The organism is Flavobacterium sp. FlaQc-30 (genome assembly GCF_044005885.1).
Taxonomy (GTDB): Bacteria; Bacteroidota; Bacteroidia; order Flavobacteriales; family Flavobacteriaceae; genus Flavobacterium.
Window position 1 is genome coordinate 115,185 of sequence record NZ_JBIPCO010000006.1, and the last position, 24,489, is coordinate 139,673.

At 33.3% G+C, this 24,489-nt stretch carries 17 protein-coding genes and 1 pseudogene; 7 read left to right on the plus strand and 11 right to left on the minus strand.

Going from position 1 to position 24,489, the window contains the following annotated elements:
• Position 1: 1 nt before the first annotated feature.
• From ACHRV0_RS14450 to ACHRV0_RS14480, 7 genes are all read right to left on the minus strand, one after another.
• Entirely contained in the window at positions 2–394 is a 393-nt protein-coding gene (locus ACHRV0_RS14450) for a DndE family protein (RefSeq protein WP_395441346.1), read from the minus strand.
• Positions 378–2,477: a DNA sulfur modification protein DndD gene (gene dndD / locus ACHRV0_RS14455; RefSeq protein WP_395441347.1), complete on the minus strand. Its 2,100-nt coding sequence runs from the start codon at positions 2,475–2,477 to the stop codon at positions 378–380. The genes ACHRV0_RS14450 and dndD overlap by 17 nt, the downstream gene beginning before the upstream one ends.
• On the minus strand, positions 2,474–3,838 hold the full coding sequence (dndC, locus tag ACHRV0_RS14460) for a DNA phosphorothioation system sulfurtransferase DndC (RefSeq protein WP_395441348.1): 1,365 nt from the start codon (positions 3,836–3,838) through the stop codon (positions 2,474–2,476). The genes dndD and dndC overlap by 4 nt, the downstream gene beginning before the upstream one ends.
• A gap of 439 nt (positions 3,839–4,277) precedes the next feature.
• Positions 4,278–5,246 carry a YhcG family protein gene (locus ACHRV0_RS14465; RefSeq protein WP_395441349.1) on the minus strand — a complete coding sequence of 323 codons (969 nt, stop codon included), beginning with the start codon at positions 5,244–5,246 and terminating at the stop codon, positions 4,278–4,280.
• A 21-nt stretch (positions 5,247–5,267) separates the two neighbouring features.
• Positions 5,268–7,250, minus strand: coding sequence for a conjugal transfer protein MobC (gene mobC, locus ACHRV0_RS14470; protein ID WP_395441350.1), 1,983 nt, complete (start codon positions 7,248–7,250; stop codon positions 5,268–5,270).
• Between the two features lie 17 nt (positions 7,251–7,267).
• Positions 7,268–8,572, minus strand: coding sequence for a relaxase/mobilization nuclease domain-containing protein (locus tag ACHRV0_RS14475; RefSeq protein WP_395441351.1), 1,305 nt, complete (start codon positions 8,570–8,572; stop codon positions 7,268–7,270).
• The gene (locus tag ACHRV0_RS14480; RefSeq protein WP_395441352.1) at positions 8,557–8,952 is read right to left on the minus strand and encodes a plasmid mobilization protein; all 396 of its coding nucleotides are present in this window, start codon (positions 8,950–8,952) and stop codon (positions 8,557–8,559) included. Before ACHRV0_RS14480 ends, ACHRV0_RS14475 begins: the two co-directional genes overlap by 16 nt.
• A gap of 630 nt (positions 8,953–9,582) precedes the next feature.
• Between ACHRV0_RS14480 and ACHRV0_RS14485 the strand changes: the two genes are divergently transcribed.
• The 4 genes from ACHRV0_RS14485 to ACHRV0_RS14500 all read left to right on the plus strand — a co-directional run bounded on the left by ACHRV0_RS14485 (position 9,583) and on the right by ACHRV0_RS14500 (position 12,596).
• The gene (locus ACHRV0_RS14485; RefSeq protein ID WP_395441353.1) at positions 9,583–9,873 is read left to right on the plus strand and encodes a hypothetical protein; all 291 of its coding nucleotides are present in this window, start codon (positions 9,583–9,585) and stop codon (positions 9,871–9,873) included.
• A 365-nt stretch (positions 9,874–10,238) separates the two neighbouring features.
• Positions 10,239–11,756, plus strand: coding sequence for a MauE/DoxX family redox-associated membrane protein (locus ACHRV0_RS14490; RefSeq protein WP_395441354.1), 1,518 nt, complete (start codon positions 10,239–10,241; stop codon positions 11,754–11,756).
• A gap of 107 nt (positions 11,757–11,863) precedes the next feature.
• Entirely contained in the window at positions 11,864–12,139 is a 276-nt protein-coding gene (locus ACHRV0_RS14495; RefSeq protein WP_395441355.1) for a hypothetical protein, read from the plus strand.
• A gap of 184 nt (positions 12,140–12,323) precedes the next feature.
• Positions 12,324–12,596 carry a hypothetical protein gene (locus ACHRV0_RS14500; RefSeq protein ID WP_395441356.1) on the plus strand — a complete coding sequence of 91 codons (273 nt, stop codon included), beginning with the start codon at positions 12,324–12,326 and terminating at the stop codon, positions 12,594–12,596.
• An 84-nt stretch (positions 12,597–12,680) separates the two neighbouring features.
• Here ACHRV0_RS14500 and ACHRV0_RS14505 read toward each other — a convergent pair whose 3' ends face one another.
• From ACHRV0_RS14505 to ACHRV0_RS14515, 3 genes are read right to left on the minus strand one after another with little or no spacing between them, the layout of a single operon-like run.
• Positions 12,681–15,347 carry a prolyl oligopeptidase family serine peptidase gene (locus ACHRV0_RS14505; RefSeq protein ID WP_395441357.1) on the minus strand — a complete coding sequence of 889 codons (2,667 nt, stop codon included), beginning with the start codon at positions 15,345–15,347 and terminating at the stop codon, positions 12,681–12,683.
• 11 nt (positions 15,348–15,358) lie between these two features.
• On the minus strand, positions 15,359–16,753 hold the full coding sequence (locus ACHRV0_RS14510) for a RagB/SusD family nutrient uptake outer membrane protein (RefSeq protein ID WP_395441358.1): 1,395 nt from the start codon (positions 16,751–16,753) through the stop codon (positions 15,359–15,361).
• 10 nt (positions 16,754–16,763) lie between these two features.
• Positions 16,764–19,781, minus strand: a complete 3,018-nt coding sequence (locus ACHRV0_RS14515) for a SusC/RagA family TonB-linked outer membrane protein (protein WP_395441359.1) — start codon at positions 19,779–19,781, stop codon at positions 16,764–16,766.
• 614 nt (positions 19,782–20,395) lie between these two features.
• On the opposite strand from ACHRV0_RS14515, the gene ACHRV0_RS14520 reads away from it, so the two are divergent.
• Positions 20,396–20,875 (plus strand): helix-turn-helix domain-containing protein, encoded by a 480-nt coding sequence (locus ACHRV0_RS14520; protein WP_395441360.1) that lies wholly within the window; start codon positions 20,396–20,398, stop codon positions 20,873–20,875.
• 151 nt (positions 20,876–21,026) lie between these two features.
• Positions 21,027–21,128 (plus strand): annotated as a pseudogene (locus tag ACHRV0_RS14525) (transcriptional regulator); the annotation flags it as partial.
• A gap of 378 nt (positions 21,129–21,506) precedes the next feature.
• Here ACHRV0_RS14525 and ACHRV0_RS14530 read toward each other — a convergent pair.
• Positions 21,507–23,153 carry an AraC family transcriptional regulator gene (locus tag ACHRV0_RS14530; protein ID WP_395441361.1) on the minus strand — a complete coding sequence of 549 codons (1,647 nt, stop codon included), beginning with the start codon at positions 23,151–23,153 and terminating at the stop codon, positions 21,507–21,509.
• Between the two features lie 383 nt (positions 23,154–23,536).
• Here ACHRV0_RS14530 and ACHRV0_RS14535 point away from each other — a divergent pair, with 383 nt between their 5' ends.
• Positions 23,537–24,274 carry a hypothetical protein gene (locus tag ACHRV0_RS14535; protein WP_395441362.1) on the plus strand — a complete coding sequence of 246 codons (738 nt, stop codon included), beginning with the start codon at positions 23,537–23,539 and terminating at the stop codon, positions 24,272–24,274.
• Positions 24,275–24,489 lie beyond the last annotated feature (215 nt).

The following is a 24,489-nucleotide window of genomic DNA, read 5'->3' on the forward strand; positions in this document are numbered from 1 at the left end:
ATTAGATTTCAATTAAAGAATTTTTAATTTTTTCTGTTAAAAAATCAAACCCATCAATATTAGAACGATTGTTAACTTCTTCATTTAAAAGTTGTAAACCGTCATCTACGTGCATTTTTATGTAACGGCCTATATCTTTATCTGTTTTATACAAAGCATAATGAACACAAATTAGACCAAGATATATGTCATAATATTCTCCAAAAAGAACTGCTTTTGAATATTCCTTACCACCAGCATCTTTTATGTCATTTAAGTCTAGTTTTCTATCTTGAGATAAAGAATAGGTATAGGCTATTCTTGCTACGACATTTTCTGTTCCTAATCCCAGTTTACGTGTCAATAACGAAACAACTTCTTTGTTCTCTTTACTGGTTTTAATTTGCGTAAACATCTTGTTCTTGTTTTAAATGAGTAAATAATTGGTCAACTGCAAATGGTTTAAAGCTTGAACCATTTGCATGATTTTCAATAACAAAAACTTTATTCACATTTGGTTTTAAATAATCGTATTCTAATTCTGATAATTCCTTTTCTAATAATGGGAATAAAACCACTTGCTCCGAAATTGCTGGATAGAATTCTTTAATGATGTTTTTAGAATGATATTTGTCAAATTTCTGTAATGGGCTATCAATAAATACCGGAAATTTAATACCTGATTCATCTACTAAGGCTTTTAGTAAGGCCGTAGCGTATAATTGTTGTTCACCTTTAGATAAAGAATCTTTGTCAATGATCTGCTCATTTTTATCTAACAAGTCTATATCCATAACATCATCTACTACATTTACACGAATGTTGTGGATAAAATCATTTTTATGCATGATTTTTTTCAAGCCAAGCATTATTGATTTTTGTAATGAGTATTTTTTATCTTCTTTAATTTTCTGGATGATGGCATTTATTTTAACCAATAGCTTCTCAGTTACTTCATATTTCTTTTGGTCAGTTTCTGCCAATTTGAAATTCTTTTCATATTCTGAAAGTACTTTTTTTGTAGAAGCAAGTCTGGTGGTAAGACTATCATATTCTTGAATAAGTTTTCCCTTATTCAGCGTTAAAACTGTTATTTTATCTTCAGACTCTTTCTTTTCTTCGCGCAATTTTTTGGCTAAAGGGTTATCTTTTCTAGCTTCTGCTTGTTTAATTTGATGATATACTTTATAAAAATAAATTCTATTGTTTTTTTCTTCCTGAATTACAGCATTAAATTGACTCGAAAAAGCACCTTTTATATTATTGAAAACCGCTTCAAAGTTTCGATATTGTTCTACAGTATAATCAAGAAGAATTGTATTTGATTTAAATTTACCTTTATTAGCTTGGTTTTCAGACAATGTTTGTTTTAATGCTTTCTCTACTTTTAATTTTGAATTAACATCCAAATTGAGATTCTCTAAATTCTTCAATAATGTATTTGAAAATGAATCTAATTCTTGGATTAAGAAAGATTCATCAATTGATTTAGTGTTTGAATTTTGTTCAGAGATTAATTGTTCATTTAGAAGTACTAATTTCTTACCTGCAATTACTAATGGTGCTATATCCATCAGTTTTTTCAGTTTATTTCTTATTTCAAGAGATTCTTCTTTTAAGCTATCGCGTTCTGACTTCATTTTTTGAAGTTCCTCTAAAGTAATACCATTCCCTTCACGAATCAATTTTTCTTGAAGACTATCACTATTTACTTTGTGGTTGGTGATTTCACGATCAATGTTAAATTGCTTATCCTGATTTATTTCAATTAAACCAATTAACTCAGTTTCAGTATCGGTTAGTTCGAATAATTTAGTCTGTTGAAGGGGAGAAGCACCACTTCTACGAAGCTTACTTAATAATGTTTCAAGATTCTTTTTTAAATCTTCATATTTTTTTATCCCTAAAACTTCTGAATAGGCTTTACTTAAATTTTTTAATTCTGCTTTGGTTTTGGCTTCAGCTAGCGAAACAATTTTTTCTGCATCAAAGAAAAAGAATTTTGCAATTTCACGAGGTAAAATAAAATCATTAATAAAGACTTCAAAACCTACTTCTTTGGTAAGTTCATTTTCTATGCCGTCTATAAATATTTTTAAATCTTCAGAGTCAGTTTTTAAGTCATATGAACGTTTAATGATAACAGATTTACATGGGATAGAAGGTATTAGAATATCTTTTAATTCTATTTCTACCGAAAGGAAAGGATGATTTTTTCCATTGTTATCAAAATCGGCCTTTACTTCTCTATTTAAAAGTGTTTTTATGAATTTTTCATATCCACCAGCATTCTTGATGTCTTTTTTATATTTATCTTCAACTTCGCTCATCATCTTGCCATAAAATACCCAGATAAGAGAAGTTAAAAATGTAGTTTTTCCAAAACCATTTTTACCAGCTATTATACTAATGTTTTTAGAGGGATTTGGAGCAAATAATATTTCGTTTTCGCCCTTGTAGATTCTAAAGTTTTGGAATTTTATTTTATTTATTTTCATACTGCATTATCATTTACAAAACTTTCAATTCTTTTTTCAACATCGTTATGAAGCCCATATTTAGAAATCATTAATGTCTTAGTTTCCTGGAGCGCAATTAAGTTATCTATCAAATGATAATAATCTGGTTCATCTTCACAAACTTCTTTCAATATTCTGCGTTCAGTGTCATCAAGAGATTTAATATTATTTGTGCTAATCTCTTTGTTGTAAATTTCTTTATATAAATCACCCACTGTGTGATCAAAGTATCCATCTCTATTCCAAGTTACCTGAATAGCAATTAATTCTTGATTGTTAATTAATGTAATATGCGGTCTCTCTTTTTGAATATTTTTCTGAACTAACAGCAGATCCTTTAAAATTTGGTATCTATATTCAGCAGTATAATTTCCATTGAAAGTGCCATCTTCTCTTATTGCTTCTTGTCCATTCCTTCTTGTATCTGAACGATTTTCTGAAATATTTCTTCCTTCAACAAGTCGGTTTCTAAAATCCAGTAAAGGCTCCATCCAATTTTGACCATTGTCAACTAAAGCAGTCATTGATTTGTCACTTTTTACAACAGTACAAGTCCAGCATCCAAATCTGCTTTGTCCACAAGAAGTATGCTCTCTATTTACTACAACAGTTGGACATTCATAATCATCTGCACTAGCATCAGCATATATTTTAAATAGAATATTATTATCAAATCCCCATGGAGATTTAACGGCATTTATAATATACCAGACTTCTTCCAACATCAGATCTCTAATTGGAGGATAGACATAGGTATTGGCAGTGCTATTATGTTTGGATAATCGATTTCCTGTTACTTCATGTTTTTTCATTGAGCGTTCTCTGGCAGCACTTTCTTCATAGCGGGTACCAAGTAAAACTATTGCTTCCCCTTTTTCATCTATTTGTTCAAGGAGGAATGAAGAAGTTGGTCTTATTTTAAGTTTGTCTGTACACCATCTAAAAGCGTTGTTAGGAACTGGGTATCCTTTTCCTATTACATTTATCCAAAATGTTTCTTCAAGTTTTGGTACGGTTTTCTTTACAAATATTGGTAGGTTTTGATTTCTTGCTTCTTCTGTTATTTTAGCCAAAACATCGTCAACATAGCTAGCTATAATAGGATTTTCAACCATTGTGTCATTACAAACAACATAAACTGGTCTTTTTAATTGAAAAGGAAAAGGAAGATTTTCTCTTATTCTGAGTAAAGCAATCCACACAAGAGTTAACAAAACTGTTGAATCTTTCCCACCACTAAAACCGATAATCCAAGGTCTATCTGATTGATCCGCATATGCATACTGATCAATTATTTCTTCAATTACAGCCTCAATTCTTTTGCTTCTTATTGGAGTCATTTATTTGTTTTATTGTTTTTTTAAAATTAAAAAATTTTAAAATATAATTTCTGCAAATTTAGGCTTAATATAAACAATTTTTCAGGTTTAGTAATGTTTTATTTTTCTCTACGAATCTTTGTAATCATTAAGGAAATAAGTAATAAAAGAAATAGACTTGTTGAAAACTGATTAGTAAATATTTTTCTGTTTGAAAATCATTGATTTAATTGATAGAAAAACAGAGTACAATCTTGATTATCACACTAGATTATAGAAGTAATAATTTTTCGATCATATTTTTATAGTGCTCAAAGGAATTAACGATAAAGTCTCTTTATCATCATTAGTATGAAAAAACTTAGCTAATGCATAATTGTTGCGCAGAGCTTTAGATGAAAACTTTTGGTTAATGATAAGTTTCCTAAGTTATAATATATTTGATCAGATTTTTTTAAATCTATTTCAATAATTCATTCATTTTCTGCTGCAATAATTGTTTATTTGGCAATTGGATTTTATACGCGGCAACCATTGTGGAAGATAGGCTTCTATTGAGTGCATATTCAACGACTTTACTATCCTTATCGGTGCATAATAATATTCCTATACTTGGATTTTCATTAGATTTTTTAACATCTCTATCTAATGCTTCCAGATAGAAATTTAACTGTCCCAAATGTTCAGGTTTAAATTTATCTGTTTTTAATTCAAAAGCAACTAAACATTGTAATCCTCTATGATAAAATAAAAGGTCGATGTAGAAATCGCTATTACCAACTTGTAATTTATATTCTTGATCAATGAATATAAAATCTTTTCCTAGTTCCAAAATGAAATTCTTCATCTGTTTAGTTAGCCCGTGCTGTAATTCGTTCTCACTGTAAGGTTCAGTAAGATTTAAAAAATCAAAAATGTAACTATCTTTAAATGTATTATTAATCTCAGAATTTATTTCTCGCGCCAGTGGTGCGAGTTTTGAATTTCCAATCATTGTTCTCTCAAAAAGACTTGAAGAGATCTGGCGTTCTAATTCTCTTTTACTTAAGTTTTCCCTTTTGGAATAACTTAAGTAAAACTTACGCTCTTCTGTTGTTTTGCATCTTGAAAATATAATTAAGTTATTGGACCAGTTAATTTCTCGCACCAGTGGTGCAAGTTTTGGAGTATCTTTATAAATCTCGTAAAACTGCCTCATGCGCCAAAGATTGGCCTCTGAAAAACCTTTTAAATCCGGTTCACTTTTCTGAAGAAAATCGGCCAGTTCTTTTACAACGGATTTTCCCCATTCTTCGGTTTCAATACGATTGTGGATATACTGTCCAATATTCCAGTAGAGATTAATCATTTCAGTATTAACCGCTGTGATAGCTTTTGATCTTGATTGTTTTATCAGATGGATAATATCCGTAAATTGTTTTTGTATCATTGTTTCTATATTTAATTTTTATCACTTCTTAATTACTAAATGGCTCAATTCAAGATCATTCAATAGTCTTTCCTTTTCAGCAAAAATAATATCCTTGATATCCTTTTTTATCTGTAGATAATTTCGTTGTATCATTGCATTATCGACTTTGCGAATGATAGGAATATCAACGTAATTATCCTGTTCTTTTTTCAGTGCTTCATTGTTATTTATTATTTCAGAATGAAACGTTTTAAGTTCTATTTTGCAATCAGGATCATCCGCTACCATACCTACAAACTCACCGGAACTAAGTCCGGAAATTTTAGATGGAGGTACTGCTGATTCCAATTGTTTGGAACGGCTGATTGAAGTATCTCCACTATTAATCGAAAGGCTTTCCCTATCCTGCATTATTTTACCGAAACGCTCTGATAATTGCTTGGCAGTATCTCCTGTAACTTGTCCGCTGACTATGTTCCCGACAATATTCATGATTACATCCGCCTGTTCCCGTCCATAATCCTTGCGCAGCTGGCTAAAATCCTGAATACCCAGACAGGTTGCTACTTTATTACTTCTTGCAGTTGCAATTAGACTGTCCATATTGTTTAGATAAATAGTTGGAAATTCATCGAATATCAAACTGCTTTTCTGTTTGTTTTTTTGGTTTACCTGCTTTATCAATCGGTTTACATAAAGTGATAATACAGCTCCATAAATCTGGATTTTCTGCGGATTATTACCCATACATACGATTTTAGGATCTTCCGGATTATTGATATCCAATGTGAAATCGCTGCCAGACAAAACATAATACAATTGTGGTGAGGAAAGCCTTGCCATGGCAATTTTTGCCGAGGCAATTTGTCCCTCTAATTGGTCCATAACATTATTTAGGTAGGCATTCACAAAGGGATTAATAAGCACTTCGATTTCTTTCTCAGTTCTGAGCAGCGTGAAGAGACTATCGTAATCTTCCTGCATGAGTTCAATTACATGGGGAAGCGTACAGAATTCGCCGTCTTTATATTTTCGCAGATACCATATTATAGCGGAGAGAAAATTAATTGGTGATTCGACAAAAAAATCACCTTGTCTTTTGATCCATTCCCTGTTGAGCCCGAGCAAAATAGTCCGAGCTGATTCTGAAGCATCAGTAATATCACTCATTCCTGACGGCTCTAAAGGGTTACAGCGGTTGGTTCGAGTGAGATCATCAAAATTAATAACGTAAAACTGAGGTAGTTTCGGATAAAGGTGTTTGTATTTAAGCCAGGTATTGTAGACAATTCTGGTCAGGTCATCAAACTTGAAATCATAGACAAACATGGTGAATTTTTTACGTATGTGTTGGGTAATAACATGACGTATAACAAAATAAGATTTCCCGGATCCAGGAGTACCTGAAACCAATAGTCCCCTAAAGGGATTAATAATATTTATCCAACTGTCCCTTATCTTATCTTTTAAGTGATATTTGGCAGGGAAATTAATAGAATATTCATTCTCTAGTAATCTTTCTTCTTGAGGAAAAGTTTCATTTTCTTTATTAAAAATGTCTTTATTGTTGAGTCTGTTTTTTATAATACGCGAGAGTAATGTACCGCCGGAAAGCATCAGGAGAAATCCACTCGACGTTAGAGTCATGTAGGTAATTGCCGCCAGCATCAGCTCTATTTTAAGGTATAGTGAGAGACCGCTTATAAAATAAATTAGAGTACCAGTAATGATGTAGGCAAAAGCTGTTTTGTAATTCAGTTTTTCATCTTTTCGCCCTTTGGCACCAATTAAGGAAATAATCAAAAATCCTAGTGCAAAAAGTTTAGATTTATGAAAATTACTGAATAATCCTGTCTGGTAGATATTGCTCATAATTTTATCACTAAATCCGCTGACCAGATTCCAATGCTGAAAGGCAGCGTAGCAGTAATAATAAAAATGAACTACTAAAATAATGATGCCAATTAGTCTTGTCATATCTAAGACCTTTCTTAGCGCCTGTTCGTTTTCTCCTGTCTGCATAGCCATAATTTTAAATTTTATCGATTATTAGACTGTCCTTTTCTTTTTTTCTTTTTGTTTCTAAGCTCGTAAGGAAGGTAATTAGCTGTCTGTTCAGCTTGTGTGATTATCTCTGCTAATTGGCTCATGATATTGCTGGATCCTACGTATTTGTTATCCCTAAAATCATCTCCAAACAGTGCTGCAACTATTTCTGACTTCGGTGTTTCAAATTTGATTTCGTGAATTTTTTTATTAACCAAATTTGTCATTTTTTGCTCGTCTGTATTAATGGATGCACAGCGTTCCTGTATTGCTTTAGCACTATATTGTTTGCCGAGTGTACTTCCGTTAAAAACACATTTTGTGGTATGATCCACATAAGTAACCCCATAAAGCAGTCCCTCTGCGTTTTTTCTAAAAACGGTATTGATTCCCTCTTTTTCGAGTATTTTCACAAGGTCTGTAAGCGATATTTCTGTTCTCAAAAAAGCCATATCAATAGCATTTTTCACTCTTCTTATATCTGAAATTTGATTGGGACTATTGGATTTAAATTTTCCTTCTAAAAACTTTAGTGTTGGCTTGTTGTAAAAAAGACTGGCTTTTATAGGTACCCCAATAGGTTTTCCATTATCATCGAGTATCCTGTAAATTAATCCTTTGGCTTTAAACATTCTTGAATCTTCATTACCTCGGTCTGCTAAAACATTGTATTGTTTTAGTACAGCATTGAGTTCTGGGAGACTAGCATATTTATACGATGAAAGAACCTGAGCTAATACATTTGTAATAGCCTTTTTTGATTCGCTTCGTCCGTATTGAATCTTTCCTGAAATGATTGGCTTGAGGTTTAAATCGGTACTATTTATATTTCCCTGTGCTTTAACAAGTCCAAAGAGTTCTTCAATTTCTTTTCTGGCCGGTTCAGATCGGTTTTTACCAATATTTTGCATGTCGATTCGTGTACCATCCCTCTGAACATTTATGGAGACCAAATGGATGTGCGTATGTCCGGAATCATGATGCTGGTATACCAGATAAGGTTGTTCGCCAAAACCTATTTTTTCCATATAAGAATCAGCAATAGCCATTAGCTTGTCCTTCGAATAATTTTCTGACGGATTAAAGTTGATTGAAATATGTACGCTGTTTCGTTTTACATTTTCATTTAATTCAAGCTGTTTTAAAAAAAGGTTCAGTTTTAAAGTAAGCCCCATTTTATCAACATCAATCGGGTAATTTCCGGCCCCTATACATTCTGCTACATTTTCTTTTACTTTGTTTTCATTGTAATAAAAAATTTTGTGAAGCGAATGTCCAGACTTTATGATCGCAACCATCTTTCCGAGATTTTCTGGATGTAATTTTTGATCTCATCAATCTTGTCAAAAAGGATTTTTTTATCCATTTCAGCGCTTATAATCCATACTTTAAATTCCGGAATTTGATTTAGAGTATGCAACTTTTTTACTGCCTGATTGAAGTTGTTTCCAATGCCATTTAATTGTCTGAACAACTGCGTCATTTCATGGATCATATCATCTAGAGACTGATTTCTATAAGTAGTGTTTATAGATTTCTCAAATAGATGCCTGCGAATGTAGTCACTCAGCTTGCGACAAGTGCTGGCTTTCCATTTACGCTCAATTTTCGCATATTCGTCGGGTGTAAACCGTAACCCGACAATACGTGTTCTGTTTGAATTTTCTCTTTTCATCATCTCTCATTTTCATTGTTATCAAACTCTTTTTAACCTTCCAGTATCACTGCTAACGAGTCCCGAGTGTAGAGCAGCAAGAAGCTGTTGTTTAACAACAGGACATCTTGCCGTTTGCAGGAACGTTGCAATCTTCCTGATACTTTAAATGTCTTTCAGATATTCCGGTATTTCCGAAATATTCAAAATTCCATTTTTTAATTTATTCCATTTTTTTTAATGATATGATATACTAACAGTACTATTCCGGAAAGTCAATACTTCACTTATACGGTCATTTTTTTATTTTTTTATAAAATCTAGATCACTTTTATTTTTCGAACTCAAAGAAAGTGCACAGTACATAAAATTTAAAGCTATTATAACGGAGGAGCTATAATGCCAATTTATCGGCTGACTTTTAGATTGAAAAACGTGCTCTTTCAAAGCAATAAAATCCATTTTAAAACAACAAAATCCTGACTTATTTAAGAAGATTTTGGTTGTTCATTTTAACCTTTCTCGTTTATTTCAGAGACAAAATTAGGTAAGCGAAATGGATTTCACCTATGATGGACATATTATGTCCATGAGACTTTAAGAGTAGCTTAATACCTTTGTGTCAGTAAATTATTAATTAAAAACGTGAAAGTTATGACAACAAATGATGTGGTTCAGGTTTTAGATACTGTGCTTAGTATCCCTGGAATGAATGATGTGGTGAAAATTGATTTAAGAATTTCGCGAAAAAATGTATTGTTATTAAACCATGTTCTTGAACGAGGATTATCAGCTAAAGATGATGTCAAACCATCGATTCTTATGACCAGTATTCCGGAAGAAAATCTTCAGGAATTAAAACTCTTTGGGGAGGAATGTTTGCAAAAAGCCGGACTTAAAGAACTTAGTGAAAAACTAAAGACATTAACTGAAACTGGGAAGTAAAATAGGCTATGAATTTAGAATAAAAAAAATGCTAATAATCGTTTAACGTTTATTGGCATTTTGTAATTCAAATCAGTTTAGTAGGAAAAATATTTCTTTTTTATTGTATGCAATGAAAATGGCAGGAAAAGGGAAACCTTTGGCAGGATTTTGATAACACTTTATAAAACAGTCTGTTGTAGTTTTGTTTCGCTCCAATTTATCTAATTTAAAATCACAGTTAAAATGCTTTTTTTTGAGTTTAATGGATTTGAATTATGGTATACTAATTTACTATTTGAAAAACATAAAAATTGAAAACCATTCTAAGAAAAAATCCATAGAAACGACATTTCATAATTGTATCAACTTAAAGATCAGAAAACATGAAACTAAATGTAAAGAGTAAGAATGCAATTCTAGACATAATTTGCCTACTATATGTACTTCTATTTGTCTACGCAGCTGTAAGCAAACTATTGGATTTTGAGAACTTTGAAGTACAGCTTGGGAAATCACCTTTATTAAGTGCTTTTGCTTCTTGGGTATCATGGTTAGTACCAGCAGTTGAGCTCATAATAGTCTTACTTCTTACTATTCCAAAATTTAAAAGTGCAGGTCTTTTAGCTGCATTTAGTTTGATGACTATGTTCACAGCTTATATTTTTATAGTATTACATTACAGTTCATTTGTTCCATGTTCTTGTGGAGGTATATTAGAAAAAATGAGTTGGAACGCCCATCTCGTTTTTAATATCTTATTTATGCTATTGGCAGCTTTAGCAATAGTCATAAAAAACAGTTTTGCCAACACTAATAAATCTCTAAAAAAACATTTTTTAAGTATAAAGCAAATTACCATTTCCATAGTAGGCAGTGTAGCTGTTGTAGCGCTTTTATTTCTGTCTTCTGAGGACATTATGCACAATGAAAACCCATTTATCAGGCGTTATCCACAGCATCCCATAGTATTTTCTAATGCAATAGATTTAAAATTAAACTCCTATTATTTTACAGGTTACAGGAATAACCGAATTTACCTTGGAAATTATACTAACCCACTGCATATAATAACAATGGATACCAATTTAGGCAATCAACAAGTAGTAAAAATATCTTTTGATGCCAAGAACATACCTTTTAAAATGGCTACCGTTGTTCTAAGAGGTTCTAATTTTTACCTGATAGACGGAAGTGTACCAACGATTTTTAGAGGAAGTACTTCGGACTGGAAAATAACAAAAGAACTTAAAGGTATCCCATATTTTACCCTAGCGGTACCTCTTGATAGTACTACCATAGCTTTTAGATCTAATAATGCTAAAAAATTAGCAAATGTGTTAGGTGTTTTTACTTCAAACCCTACTGCTAAAACAACATACAACAGGGATCTTTTGCAACAACAGATCGATGGTATTTTTGATACTGACGGAACATTATTGTTTAGTGAAGAACTAAATAAAATGGTCTATCTGTATTACTATCGCAATGAGTTTATAGTAGCAAATAAAAACGGTATACTCGATTATAGAGGGCACACAATAGATACTATAAAACATGCGAAAATCAAAGTTTCGTATCTCAAAAATGGAACTCAGGCTGAAATGTCATCTCCTCCATTTGTAGTGAATGCCCATGCTGTTATTTGCCAAAAGTTATTGTTTGTTCACTCTAAAGTAAAAGGCAAATATGAAAATGATAAGCTCTGGCAAAAATCATTTATGATTGATGTATATGACCTAAACAAAAATGCCTATTTACTGAGTTTTCCTATTTATAAAACGGGCGATAATGAGCTTAAGTCCTTCTTGGTTACGGCAACACATCTGTATGCTATAATAGGCAATGACCTTGTTGTTCATGAATTAAAAACGATACTAACAAAAGAATTAAAAACGAACTAAAATAGATGGTTTGTAAGGCATAAAAATATACTAGCGCTAAGTATCAGGAATTAGATCGAATACCTGTATAAAAAAGTAGATCAAAGTGTAATTTAAAATTTAATATTATGAAAAATTTATTTTTAAAAAAAATTACGCCTTTCGCTGTTGTAGTGATGGGGATTTCAGGAGCTTTTGTAACTACTTCTATGCAAAGCGCATCGAAAGACATAGCTCCAACGGTAGGATATATTGCTAATTCACAAAATGAATGTCTCGATATCCCAGTGGCTTGTGATGATACGCCTAAAGCTTTTCTTTGTCGTCTAAATGGTACAACAGGACCAATAGCCTATGAGAAAGACGATGACGATAATTGTGTACAACCTTTGTATCGTCCTTGATTGGATCATATTTAAAGTGTTTATCAAAATGGCAATGCAGTTCCATAACCGGAACTGCATTGTTTTTAATTTCATTAATGAATGATTATCTTAAATCCCTAGAGGTGTGGTGTATCTGTTAGAAAATGTTCAATTAAATACTTGTAGAAAATATAAATCAAAGTATAATTTAAAATTTAATAATATGAAAAAAATATTTTTAAAAAACAGCATGTCATTTGTTGTTATAGTTTTGGGAATTTCGGGAGCTTTTGCAACCACTTTTATGCAAAGACTACCTGAAGATAAACCTCCAGTAATAGGATATTTAGTGGACGCACAGGGTCTATGTAGAGATGTATCTATAAATTGTGGTACACTATCACCATTTCTTTGCCGTCTAAATGGTACAACAGGACCAATAGCCTATGAGAAAGATGATAATGGTACTTGTGTAATCCCTTTGTATCGTCCGTGAACACCTTCATTAAAATACTTGTCAAAACAGTAATGCAGTTCCATAAGCGGAACTGCAATGTTTTTTAAATTGATTTATGAATAATTATTTCAATCCTTCTTTAATCCACGGGGTCGGTGGCTCATCTTTTAAAAAATATCCAAACCATTCCTGCATGCGAATTGCAAGATCTTTTTGGTTCGCCGAATTCGTCAAAACGTGACCCTCATTAGGGTAAAATAGCGTTATGTTTTTTTTACCCAATCGACGAAGTGCCAAATAGAATTCTATAGTCTGATGCGGATCAACTTGTTTGTCTTGTTTTCCAGTCCATAGCAAAAGAGGTGTTTTGATCTTCTGAACATGAGCTAGGGGAGAATTAGCCTCATAGGCTAAAGGAGCTTCAAAAGGTGTTTTTCCCATTCGCCATTGTTCGCTTTGAAAGCGCCACATATCCGGTTTTCCGGATTTTTGGTTAATGGTCAGATAAAAACTGTTTAAATCCGTAATTGCCCCACTTGCAATGGCAGTTGCAAATAGATCGGTTTGAGTTATGATAAATGTGGCCTCAAATCCTCCGAACGAATGTCCGATAAGTCCAATTTTATCAGGGTTTATAATCCCTATATCAATAATCTTTTTTGTTCCAGCGATAACACAATCCGTTGCCGAAATACCTGGATTCCCATCTTCATGAATTATATCAGGCAAAAAAACAAAATAGCCCTGAGAGGCAAAAACGGTTGGATTAATACCGGCTTCATTATAGTACGAAGGATTAATGTAATGATGAAGTAAATCAGACTGAATTTCATAAATGGGAACAATCATGGGATATTTTAGTTTCGGATCATACTTAGCCGGATACAACAAAACCCCTTTTAGATTTTGTTTTTTAGAATTCTGATATTCAATGAGCGCTGATTTGCCCCAAAAGTATTTTTCCTGTTGCGGATTACTTTTAAAAAATGAAATAGGTTTTAAAAAATCCTTCGTTACCATTAATTGAGGAGCACTATCAAAGTTTTGTTCTCTATAGAAGATCTTTTTCTTTAGAGCAGTATAATTTAATTGATCGATATAACTGTCTCTATAGACAATGGGTTTTGTACCTGCATTAGTGCTCCATTTAAAATAACCTGTTTTTCCATCTTCGCCTTCTGCTCGGAAGAGCAATTCTTTAGTGATGTCAAAGCTTTCTATTTTCAGTCCATCATAGATAAAAGCTAAAGTCCTTTCATTTGGAACTTCGGCTATACGATACTTGATTTTTGCTTCTCGTCCATGAGTGAGTCTCCTTGAGGTACTGCCATCAGAAGTAAAAGCCCATAAATCATACTGGTCATAAATCAAAATCTCTTTGTCGTCAGTACTCCATCCCGGATTGCCACAAGCAGATTCTGTAATGAGCGTATGCACTTTAGCTTTAAATTTACCTCCAGTATTAATCGTGATATTTTTATGAGTTTTATTAGCAATATCGTACACCCACCAATTATTTTCTTTAAAGTAGGCTACATATTTTCCACCTGAGGAAGGAATAACAAGCGTATAATTACTGTCTTGTTTGTTTAAAAAAAGGCTTTTTTCAAATGTCTTAAGATCCATAATGTAATAATCTCTAGGACTTTCTGTTTCGAATTGCGGCTCATAATCTTTTGGATTGGATAAAATGGCATACTGCTGATCTCCAGAGAGCATAACTTTGGGAAGCTCATTTGAGGTAATAGCAGTAAAACGGTTCTCCAATGGCAGCCATAAAGCTAATTTTTCTGCCTTTTCAAAATTACCGTTTTTCTGATTCTGTGGATAAATCCATTTGTCATTTGCATTCCAAACCTCCACATTTGAATACGGTTTAATTTCCGGAATATTGATTTTGTTTTTGATTGCAAAAAAAACTTTTTGCATATCATCCGAGATTAATATCTTATAGAAAGAATCATCCGTTATAGTTGCATTATCTGGAAAATTAAGTTGTGTTGTTGGATCTAATTGATATAGTTTATCCTTTTCTAAAATATAATAGCAAAGCGAATTATTAGACAGATCATTGGATTGTGCAAGAAAAGCCAGTGCATATCCTTCTTTTTGCCATGAAAAATTATTAAAATGAGTTGGGCTGTCAATAAAGAGCCTCTTTGCATTATTTATGTTTTTAAGATCAAGGAGTACAAGCGAATTTTTATGGTTTGAAAAAGTAACATATACCAATTGCTGTCTCTTTGGACTTAAGGAGAATTGGGTTACGTCAGTAATTTTCTTTATAATCTTGCCTATTGGTGATCGAATAATTAAAGCACTCGTACCATCCTCTGATCCAATAAGAAGAATTAACTGATTTGTTACGGGACAATAAGTATACTCTTTGACTCTTTGTATCGTTTCTATTTTTGTCGTTTTTGTATCTAGGATTTGTATCTCTTCTGCCTTTTGACATATAAAAACGTTATCCTTTGTAAAGAGTGAAGTGTTACCGCCAGCGAAGTGGTATGTTTTATTACTCAGGATGTTTTTGACAAATAAAGTATCAATACACGTATCATACATCATTCTATAGCTTGTCCATTTTTCGTCAGGTGAAACTTTATCTAAATCTACTGTTCCCCATAAATGGTAATCGGAAGCCGTTAATTGTTTTTTTTGCACCACCTGCCCCCAAGAAGGACAGGTTACTAATGGCAAAATAAAAAATAAAACTAAAATTAATTTAGGGCACAAATAATAAAATGTACTGTTTTTGTCCCTATCTTGGGTATGGTTCGTGAACATAGCTCTTATATTTAGTATCCCGGATTTTGAGGGCGCAGATTAGGGTTTGCACTTAATTCACTTTCCGGAATTGGAAATAAACTGTCGGTGGTATTCCAGCCTAATTTTAATTCATTTAAGGTGTTGTCAAGTTTGCCAGTCCGTTTCAAATCAAAAAAACGATGCCCTCGTTCGGTAAAAAACTCCCATCTTCTTTCCAGTAGAATAGCATCAAGAATTTCCTGCTGGGTTTGCGCCGTAGTATCAGAGAGTCCTGCCCGTAACCTGATTTTGTTTAAATCTTCTTTGGCTCCAATAAGATCACCTTGCTGAACGCGAGCTTCTGCTCTGATGAGGTATTGCTCTGCTAAGCGAAAGACAATAGAATATTCCTTTGAAACTGAAGTCGATTTATTTTCTTTATATTTATAAGGATGATACCATATCGCAGTTCCTTTTGTGATTGTTTTTATCCAATTGGATTTACGCAAATCATTTGGTCTGAAAGAATTTACCAGATTATCACTCAAAGAAACTAATGGAGGAGGCCCCGAAGTAAAAGTAAAGAAAGAGGCTTCGGCTGTATTTAGTCCTGCATTTCCGGATTGCAATTGCCAAATTGTTTCTTTGGAACCAATTAAAAAAACTTTAGCAATGTTTTGCTCTAACACATATAAGCCTTCGTGATTTAGAACAGCTGAAGTCATATTGGCTGCTTCAGGATAGGATTTGATATACAGATAAATCCTTGCTAATAACCCTTGTGCTGTGGACTTATTGGGACGGACTCTTTCTACATCACTTGTCGTTGCAGCGTCAGGCAAAATAGCAATTGCATTTTCTAAATCAGCAATACAATTTTGATATACTTCGCCAGTAGGTGTTCTGCTCACGGTGCTGTTTTTTTTATAATCTGTTTGAGTTATATAGGGCATATCTCCAAAAACATTTGCCAGATAAAAATGCAACAAAGCACGAATAAAAAGAGCTTCTGCTGTCAGTTGTTTTTTCTGATCTACAGAGAGGTTTTCACTCGCTGCAACACCTTCGATTACGGCATTGGCAGCATATATTTGGTTATATGTGATATTCCAGTATCCCGATATAGAGGTGTTAGAAGCGAGAAGGCTATTGTTATAGAAATTCAAACTGGGATTGTTTGGGTTTTGAGTACTGGTTATTTCATCGGCATAATTCCCAAGCTGATTGGAAATACCCAAACCTGCTCCGGTTAACATCCCTTTGTCTCGAATGTTAGCATATATGTCGATAAGAGCAGCATTTGCCGTAGAGTAATCCTCGAATACCGTAGTATTGATGAGCTGTGATTTTGGTAATTCAACATCAACAAATGAATCGCAGGAGTTTAGCATAAATAAAATGCATACCCATAAGAATTGTTTTATGGTAAGATAGAATGTTTTCATTTTCGTTGGATTAAAATGTTAATTGCACCCCGGCAGAGATAACCTTAAGAGGTGGTAAAAAACCATAACTGGTAAATTCAGGATCACCGTCTTTGTAAGACGTAAAAGTCAAAAGGTTCTGACCTTGCAGCATAATTTTAAACTGAGTCTGTTTTAAACTTAAAGGAACATCATAAGTAAGAGCAATGTTTTTCAAGCGAATAAAGGAAGCGTCGCTAATAGCAGCGTCACTTTCAGCATATAAATTATCTCCGGTTATAGCATCATTATTATAACCTGTCGTATAGATTTGATAGGGAGCAAAGTCTCCAGTTTGTTGCCAACTGTTTACCATTCTTTCCTGCTGATTGGACATCATACCTGCGGGACCCATCGGGTAGTTGCGATTTTTTTGCTTTACAAATTGAAATAAGAAATCCAATGACAATCGTTTATAACTGATTTGATTTTGAATGCCTCCATAGTACTGCGGATTTAGATCAACCAAAGTTTGCTGGTCTTCCGGAAAAGAGATCCTGCCATCCTTATTGGTATCTTCAAATTCATAAATTCCGGTTTGGGGATTAACGCCTTTGTATTTATAAAGTAATTCAATATTTAAGGGCTGACCAATGCGATACTGCTGGCTATAAGGTGAACTTTCCAGTCCCGGAAAGCTAATTAATTTATTACGGGCAAAAGTGAGGTTGAAATTAGTGCTCCAGTTAAAGGCATCACTGCTGAAATTAATAGTACGCAAGGTGAGTTCTATTCCTGCATTTTCTACAGTAGCATCCAGATTGGACTGTAAAAGAGTAAAGCCTGTTGTTCCGGGAAGAGGAACCCCTACTAACTGATTGGAAGATCGGTTTTGGTACCACGCAACAGTGGTAAAAATACGATCTTGCAGAAACCCAAGTTCCAATGCCAATTCCAATTTTTTATTGGTTTCCCATCCAAAATTAGCATTGTAAAGCCTTGAGGGGCTTAGACCTACGATTCCATTGTAAATTACTCCTGTGGTATAGGTATTTAAAAATTGATAATCCCCAATTTGGTCATTGCCTGTCGTGCCGTAACTGGAACGGATTTTTCCAAAACTGAGCCACGAGCTGTGCTTAAGAAATTTTTCATTAGAAAATAACCAAGCTGCACCGACTGCTCCAAAATTGGCAAATTGATTTCCTGATCCAAAACGGCTAGAACCATCACGTCTTGCTGTTAAGTTCACAATATAACGCTGTTGCCAGTTATAATTTAATCTGCCAAAAAAAGCTTGGTATTTATATTGGATTTCTTCATTCAGCAATACACGTGTTGTTTTTGCTGCAGCCAAATTATAAATCAGACTATTGGAGCTGAATCCGGTTCCTGATTGATGCAGCCGCCCAGTAATCTGGTTTTGAAAGGTAGCCCCTAGAAGCAATTCCAATTTTCCGGCTCCCAATTCTTTTCTCCAATTAATTTGCGGTTCTACTATCCACGAAGATCGATCGGTATTATTTAGAAATATTGCAGAAGTAGAACTATCGGCACCAAGAGCAGGATTGGCTGTAGTGGAAGGAACTATTCTAGTTTCATTAGTGCTTAAATCAGTAAAACCTAAACTGCTTTTAAGTAATAATCCCGGCAGTACTTCATAAGATAGTACGGTATTGGCAATCAGATCATTTGTTTTTGCTGCAAATTGGGTATTGAGATTTCTCAGAGGATTTTCCCAAGTACTATTTTCCCAATTTAAGTTTCCATTTGCATCGTACAATGCCGGAGCATTCGGTGGTAAGGAGCGCGCATCGTAACTGAAATCATACGAAGGCTGGTTGTTATTTTGACTCGTATAACCTGCTGAGAATGTTGACCTAAATTTTTTGTCCTCGGAGCGATGATTAAGATTCATTTGAACTCCTCCTTTTTTATATAGAAAATCACCTGGGAATACGGTAGATTCAGTATAATAACTGCCACTCACTAGAAATTGAGTATTCTCAGAGCCTCCTGATACGGTTCCTTGCAAGTTCGTGATTTGAGCTGTACCGCCAAGGAGTTCCTTTTGCCAATCGGTATACCTGTTTTGATCCCAAGTTCCATTGATGTCATAGTCCAAAGGACCATACTGGGTAAGACCATCGTTTATAAATGCCTGTTTGCGCATGGCTAAATACTCTTGGGTATTCATGAGTTTTAGAAAGCGAGTGACGGTACCTACAGCTGTTGAAGCAGTAATATTAAAAGTTGTTTTTCCTGCTTTTCCTTTTTTGGTGGTGATAAGCACAACACCATTAGCACCTCTAGAACCGTATATGGCGGTAGCATCTGCATCTTTTAGAATTTCAATGCTTTCAATCATGTCGGGATTAATGCTGTTTAATGGACTTGTAACAGTTGGAAATGTGGTAGCAGTTCGACTTGATCCAATTGGGTCAGAGGCATAAGGTACGCCGTCTATGATGTATAATGGTGCATTTCCGTCACTTCGAATACTATTTTGTCCACGGATTTTGATTTCAAATCCTCCTCCGGGAACACCCGTGCTTTGTATGACATTCACCCCAGCCATACGACCTTGCATAGTTGCAAGTACATTTGAGACAGGTTGAGTTTCGATGTCTTTGGAAGTAATACGGGCAATACTCCCTGTGCGTTCACTGGATTTGACCGAATAGTACCCTGCATTGACTCTAACTTCTTGAAGATTTGTTGTATTGTACTGTAATTGAATGTCTACAGTTTTACGCCCTTTTATTGGGATTAGTGCTGTTTTGTAACCAATAAAAGACACTATTAGCGTATCGGAGCTACTCGCCATAATAGTGTATTGTCCATTATAATCGGAAATTGTACCGGAATTGGCTTTGCTTTTTATCGCTATGGTAACTCCAGGTAGTACATTAGCACCATCTGTGATGATACCGTGGATTTGATTTTGTTGTTGTGGAACGGAAAACCGCAAGGTATTTCGCGCTAAGGCTGGTGTGCAAAAGAGGTAGAACCCGATAATAAATGGATACCAAAGTGCTGCCAACCCTTTGTTCAATGAAAAAGTTTTCATAATTTTGGGTTAGTTAATTTGAAACGAAAGTTTTTATTAATTCAGCTCTCTAAACTTGTTTGATCGCGGGTTAGAGGGCTTTTTGTTTGTATAATTTCAGTAAAAAGAAAACATACTGAAACCAAGATTGATTTTGCCTTTTTTAAAGCCTGCAAACTGTGCAGTTGACTAATTCAAAATAGAATTAAGACAGCGCAGGACTTTAAATAATTAGGACTTGAAAAGTTTTTAATTCATAAAAGACAGGTTTGGTTAGGTAATAGCTAAATGCGAAGCTTTGAAAAATAAGGAAGCAGTGCTATGAATGTAAGGAGGAATTTTGCCATAAAGAATAAAAAAATGGCGCAGTAACTCATCTTACTGCCTTTGAGGTACTGGTATACCGAGGAACAATAAGTGAGCCCACGCCATGGTCGTGAGCATCTTACTTATCCTCTCGTTCCTAATTAAAAATTACCAGTTTTCAAAAGCGAGATTCAAAGCGAATGCTTCAAATGTTTTTATATGAAGAATCGCAAATTTATTTTAAAAATCAAATATAAGCAAATTTATTGTAACTACAAAATTTCATTTAAAAGTATTTTTTGTCGTCAAATGAAATTGTCAATTTGGATATGGCTAGATATAAAAATACAACTACATTAAAGGCTTTAGGTAAAAAAATAAAGGCTCAAAGAATTAAAGCCAAAATGAAAATTGAAGATTTGGCAGAAATGACTGGTTTTACATATAATACTATTTCCAATATAGAAAATGGATCTGAAACTTATCTATCTTATTTCATAGAAGTTTGTTTTGCTTTAGGCAGCCATCCAAAGGAAATTATGGACATAGATCTGGATGTAAAGTCAAGATTTCAGTTATCCGCTTCTAGATTGGAGAAGTCAAGATTGACAGATAGAATTAATGCTTATATACAGAGTGATTATTTCAAAACACCACGAACGACAAGCGAAATAGCCAAAAAACTGAAAGAAGAACATGATTCGGATTTTGAGTCTAAAAATGTGTCTGTTATATTACTTAGATTTTCTAAAAGCAAAATCCTAAAAATCAATAAAAAGGGGAATAAGAATCTTTATAGCATTAAATAGTAACATACTTTAAGAACGACATGATAAACAATTCTCTTTACGAGACTCTGTTTATGATGACACTGAAAAATTAAGGAGCTATTAATATAAAATTTTCATGTCTTTTGGATTTATTTTATCATTTTTTATCTTGCTTATATTCAAATAAAGAAATGAGAACTGTATATTTAATTCGCTTGATAAAATTGTAGAATTTTACGAATGTTTGGTACAAGCTGAAAAAAGTAAAGTTGAATACTTAGAAATTTACTAAGTAGAAAATAGCCTTTTATAAAAGATAAATTAATTCAAAAATGGGACCATAAAAACTCTCTTTTTTAGTTACAGTATTTAAGTATTTCAATCAGGACAATGAACAAAACTATTAAGCTAAGAGTAAAAAGAGAAATTGACCACAGCAGAGAGCTTAAAGTAATAAAGTTAAAAGGTTCTCTCATAGCTAAAGGTTATACTGAAATCATTCATATAGCTGACGAGAATGATTTTTTTATCTAAATTCATTTTCTACTTTACCAGATAATAAAAAAGAAGTCGAGCATTTTGTTTTAGATTTTATCTCCTGTCATAATCTTACTGATACCATTACGTTAATAAATACATCTAGCAAATAATTTTTATATAGCTTAAAAATCTAAAATTGCTTTTTTCGAAGTTCTTTCATAAAATACGTTGCTGGCATTCCAGTTCTGGAGGAAAAAGCTTTTACGAAACGTTCAGTACTACTAAAACCGGCTTCTTCTGACAGCGCCGTGTTGCCATAATTGTGAAATTTTTTATCCTCTTTTAATAAATTAATTAAGTAGTCTATTTTAAGATCATTGATATACGTTACAAATTTCTTCCCTTTGTGATGTGCTATTATTTTTGAAAGATATTTTATATTTGTATCCAAAGATATTGCAAGCTTTGTTTCCGTCAGATTTTTTTCCAGAAACCGCTTACCCTTTTCAAACTTCTCTAATCGTTTTAATATCAATGCGACAGTATCTGGATTTATATCTTCGATTCCATAATTCGTGTTTTTGGATTCAACTTTAGTAGTTGCTTGATCTTTTTTCATTAGTTCATCAAACCTGCGTCGATAGAGTTTTTTGTTTCTAATATGTATATAACCTAGAATGACCACAAATAAAAATAAAAAGACTATTATTCCTTTGTGAATAAAAGCGTCACGTTCTTTTCTAGCGAGTAACTTTTCTGCACTTTTTTTCTGTACCAATAATTCTTTGGTGTCATAGTCTTTGTGAATTCTTTCCGATACATATTTATATTTACTTGTTAATACACTATCTACTTTAAGTAGTTTTTCAATATAGTAAAGCTGCTCTTTAGGATTGTCTTTAGATTTAAAGTACTTGATTAATAATTCATAGTTATTGCGAAGATCCGGACGAATATATTCCTTTTCATCAAAAATGGCATCTACTTTTTTGAAATAGAGTATAGCCTTTTCAGACTTCTTAAGATTCCAATAGCTTTTTCCAATATAAAAATATCCTACAGTCTCATTTCCAAAATCTTTCTTTTTTTGAATAACGGGCAATGAATAGTTTATTTTGGCAATAGCTGAGGTATAATTGCCCAAGAAATACTGATTGACTCCTTCCGAGAGAATGAAGTATACCTTCATTTCATTATTACCCAATCTTTTACCTTCGAGTAGTCCTTTCTCATTTGTTTGGGTGCATAAAGTATAATTCCCAATACGATTATAGCACAAACCCAGAGAATGAAGTGAATTCAAATAGCCTCTGTCATTATTTTCTTTATCTTCTTTAAAATAGGTTATACATTCTTTAATCAAAGAAATGGCCTCATCATAAAAACCAAGGAAGTATTTTATGTTGGAGATATTGTATTTGGTCTTATAGATCAAATATTGGTCATTAGTTTTAGAAATATAACTATCTGCAATAAGATAATTATCCAATGCATAATTAAGTTGCTTTCGGGAATAGTATAAAATCCCTTTTGAGAGATAGGCAGAACCAATCAAAGTATTGCTTTTTGATTTTTTTGCAGTGTAAATCATACTGTCTGCATAAATCAGTTTCAAATTTTCAGGTGCGTGATGGAGATAGTTTTTATAGCCATTTAAGATCTCTTTCAGATTGTTATCTGTCTTTGATTTTACCAGAAAGGTTTTAAGATACAATGATTTTTTAATGCTGTCATTTTCTGATTCTTCTATTCTATCGAAGAGATAATCGTAATCCTTGTTTCGAAGTGTGTCAGGAATTTTAAAATGGATTTCCTGCGCGCAAACTTGATTTCCCAAACAAAGTGAGAGTAAAAAAAGGTACTTTCTAATCATAATTCGAATTAAAATGAGACATTATTTCCCGTGCAAAATGATTTTGGAGCCAAGTACCGGTTATTAAATAGCCTTGTGGTATTTTACAGGAAATCATCTCAAATATAACATAAACAATTGATAATGAATCTAATTTGTACGAAAAAAGGCATATTGATTTCTCGGAAATGCATACTGTTTTTCTCGGAAATCCGTACACAAGGTTTTGCGTGATAAAAAAATGCCGTTTAGATTTGCCTCGAATTCAAAAGCAAAAACCTTTAGCATCGTGCTAAATTAAAGTTCTGCTTACCCGGGTGAAATGAACTGACTATGAAAATAGTCGGCCACATTTAACACATTCAATCATGAAAATCACTTCATTAAAATTAACCTTTTTATCATTATTACTTTTTTCTTGTACCACTGAAACTTTTGACAACATAGGGAGTGTTGATAATAAAATCACTGGTGAGAAATCGCAAAATTCGGCACGTTTGGTACAAAACCTTACTCCTGAAAATCCGGCAAACATTTATGATCTTGCCGGTAAGCTGCACAATGACATACTTGATGTTTATTTGGCAGGGAACTATCATTATACTACTATCGCAGAAATCAGCAAAAAAATCGAAAACATTTCAGCATCGAACAATGATTTAATGCTTTTAGGCAAAGGGACAATTCTACCTACTAATCTAAATTTAGTACAGGAAATTATAAATAATCCTCAAGCTAAACTAGATCAGGCTATTGTAAACTCTGTCATGACAAGTGCCGCAAAAAACAGCCTTTCTAGTTTTATGAACAATGTACTTTTATGGGACAATCATTCCTACGAGGAAATTTATCATTCCATTATATCATATGAAGCATCCGTTATAACCAATTCAATATTTAATGAAGAGGATAAAAGAATTATCCTCACAACTTCCTCTATAATCAGATATTCAATTTATTATGATATAGTAGAAAAGGATAAAGATTGGGATACCTCTGTTGGTCATCGTGTTGGAGGACTTAGCGGGGCGATTGATAATTCATCGATTGCAATAATACGTTCGCTTGTGACAGGAATAATGATACATAATCTAATAACAGAGTAATGATGTATTTTATCTATTGTCATGAAAAAGAAATAGCATACATCTTCACTGTGTTTCTGATTCTTTTCAATCTCGTTAGTCTTTATTTCATCGTAGATCTATTGTCCTACGATGAAATAATTGGCTATCTCACAAATGGCGAAATAAAAAGTGACAGCCCGCGTAGTTTAGCATATTTACTTTTTATAACCGGCATGTCAAATTTACTTTTTATT

What these genes read in the sequence shown, in the direction of transcription:
- ACHRV0_RS14520 (WP_395441360.1), top strand. Translation starts at nt 20,396, where the DNA reads ATGGCTAGATATAAAAATACAACTACATTAAAGGCTTTAGGTAAAAAA.
- dndC (WP_395441348.1), bottom strand. Translation starts at nt 3,838, where the DNA reads ATGACTCCAATAAGAAGCAAAAGAATTGAGGCTGTAATTGAAGAAATA.
- ACHRV0_RS14495 (WP_395441355.1), top strand. Translation starts at nt 11,864, where the DNA reads ATGAAAAATTTATTTTTAAAAAAAATTACGCCTTTCGCTGTTGTAGTG.
- ACHRV0_RS14450 (WP_395441346.1), bottom strand. Translation starts at nt 394, where the DNA reads ATGTTTACGCAAATTAAAACCAGTAAAGAGAACAAAGAAGTTGTTTCG.
- ACHRV0_RS14465 (WP_395441349.1), bottom strand. Translation starts at nt 5,246, where the DNA reads ATGATACAAAAACAATTTACGGATATTATCCATCTGATAAAACAATCA.
- ACHRV0_RS14535 (WP_395441362.1), top strand. Translation starts at nt 23,537, where the DNA reads ATGAAAATCACTTCATTAAAATTAACCTTTTTATCATTATTACTTTTT.
- ACHRV0_RS14500 (WP_395441356.1), top strand. Translation starts at nt 12,324, where the DNA reads ATGAAAAAAATATTTTTAAAAAACAGCATGTCATTTGTTGTTATAGTT.
- ACHRV0_RS14485 (WP_395441353.1), top strand. Translation starts at nt 9,583, where the DNA reads ATGACAACAAATGATGTGGTTCAGGTTTTAGATACTGTGCTTAGTATC.
- ACHRV0_RS14515 (WP_395441359.1), bottom strand. Translation starts at nt 19,781, where the DNA reads ATGAAAACTTTTTCATTGAACAAAGGGTTGGCAGCACTTTGGTATCCA.
- ACHRV0_RS14505 (WP_395441357.1), bottom strand. Translation starts at nt 15,347, where the DNA reads ATGTTCACGAACCATACCCAAGATAGGGACAAAAACAGTACATTTTAT.
- ACHRV0_RS14480 (WP_395441352.1), bottom strand. Translation starts at nt 8,952, where the DNA reads ATGATGAAAAGAGAAAATTCAAACAGAACACGTATTGTCGGGTTACGG.
- ACHRV0_RS14510 (WP_395441358.1), bottom strand. Translation starts at nt 16,753, where the DNA reads ATGAAAACATTCTATCTTACCATAAAACAATTCTTATGGGTATGCATT.
- ACHRV0_RS14475 (WP_395441351.1), bottom strand. Translation starts at nt 8,572, where the DNA reads ATGGTTGCGATCATAAAGTCTGGACATTCGCTTCACAAAATTTTTTAT.
- dndD (WP_395441347.1), bottom strand. Translation starts at nt 2,477, where the DNA reads ATGAAAATAAATAAAATAAAATTCCAAAACTTTAGAATCTACAAGGGC.
- mobC (WP_395441350.1), bottom strand. Translation starts at nt 7,250, where the DNA reads ATGCAGACAGGAGAAAACGAACAGGCGCTAAGAAAGGTCTTAGATATG.
- ACHRV0_RS14490 (WP_395441354.1), top strand. Translation starts at nt 10,239, where the DNA reads ATGAAACTAAATGTAAAGAGTAAGAATGCAATTCTAGACATAATTTGC.